General features: G+C 27.4%; 2 protein-coding genes. Both read right to left on the reverse strand.

The window, feature by feature from the left end:
- A partial coding sequence (locus tag NSA58_RS19870) for a hypothetical protein (protein ID WP_257560911.1) occupies positions 1-235 on the reverse strand: 235 nt, incomplete at its 3' end.
- A 9-nt stretch (positions 236-244) separates the two neighbouring features.
- Positions 245-1,267 carry an RHS repeat-associated core domain-containing protein gene (locus NSA58_RS19875; RefSeq protein ID WP_257560912.1) on the reverse strand — a complete coding sequence of 341 codons (1,023 nt, stop codon included), beginning with the start codon at positions 1,265-1,267 and terminating at the stop codon, positions 245-247.
- Positions 1,268-1,604 lie beyond the last annotated feature (337 nt).

The following is a 1,604-nucleotide window of genomic DNA, read 5'->3' on the forward strand; positions in this document are numbered from 1 at the left end:
TAACTAATATTTTATAACCATCATCATATTTTATAAGTTCTCCTTCTAGTGATATTCCAAAGTAATTAGGATATGTATCTTTAATATTCTTATATGTTAATATAAATTTATTATTATTCAAAATCCCAATAAAATCACTTCGTAAATTTTTATTACTTATATTTCTATTTACATATCTATTCCAACTTTCATAAAATTCAATTTTACTTTCTTTTATATGGATTCCTATTTCCATTATACTCTCCTAACTTTTTATTACTACTTTTCCATTTTTATATACTTTAGCTGACTTAGAAAGTAATTTATATTCAACATAGTTTCTATTCTTTTTTGGTACTTCTTTTATCGACATAAATAGCTTTCTGTGTGTTTTATTTATTGTACTCTTACCAATTGATTTCAAATTACTTCTAAGTATTATCGAAGTATAGCCGACCTTTGCAGACATCTTAAATCTAGCTTTCATATTACCAAACTTCCCAATACATTTTGCATTATATTTAGCAAGACCCTTAGGTAAATAATTTATAGGCTTACTTCTACTAACATACGGTGAAAGCACATTTTTACTAGTACTTCCTATTCCAACCGTAATTCCTCCGCCATATGAAAACTTACCAATAGCCATTTCAGCCCCTCCTGTAAATCCAAATCCACCTAATTGATCTACACTATTCATATATGGATAATATACTGTTACCCAAGTAATTCCTGCCGATGGAATTCCTCCAATATCAAATCCTGCTGATGCTGAAATTTCAATACCTCCTGTTGTTACAACATGTCCACTTGGATCTATATAGTTTATAGGATTATTATCACAATAAGCATAAAGATGCAATGTACTAGGATTATTAACTTCACCTCTATATGTATCTTGAGTAATAAACCTTCCATTCCTAGGGTCATAGTATCTGACATTCAAATAGTATAAACCTGTACTTACATCATAAATACCACCTGTATAGCAAACCTCATTAAAGAAACTACTATCCCCTATAGTTGTTGTCACTCCAAAATCATCGTAGTCATAAGCTACTGTTGATTTTCCATCTTCTCCTACTACGCTTGTTGTACTTCTTTGAACATCCTTGTTATAAGTATAATACTTGAATCCTTCACTGCTATATCTTGTAGTACCTATAACATTTCCGTCAATACCTAAGAAGTTTTGGCTTGTCTCATTTCCATATTTATTTTCTGTTGATTTTATTAATTGATTTAAATCATTGTATATATAGTTAGTAGTTGCTCCATATTTTATCATTGATGTTATATTACAAACTAAATCATATTCATATGTTATAGAGCTTTTTTATTAGTAGAGTTATTAGCTATATCTGTTTTTGTAAGTTTTTCTAAATCATCTTAAATGTATGAATAAGATTCCATAATCTTATCTAAATTACTGCTATCATAGTATTTCATGGATATTACTCTTTAAAATAAACATATATACTATGATATTTTTATATATAATTCACCTTTAAAAATAATATCTATATTTTTAGAGTTTACCTTTTTAATTAACTTCTCAATAATGTTTTTAGAGTCTTCTAATTTGCCTCTTTTTTCTAAAATCATAGCTTCAAAATACATAAACT

Origin of the sequence: Terrisporobacter muris (assembly GCF_024621905.1) — a bacterium.
GTDB classification, from domain to species: domain Bacteria; phylum Bacillota; class Clostridia; order Peptostreptococcales; family Peptostreptococcaceae; genus Terrisporobacter; species Terrisporobacter muris.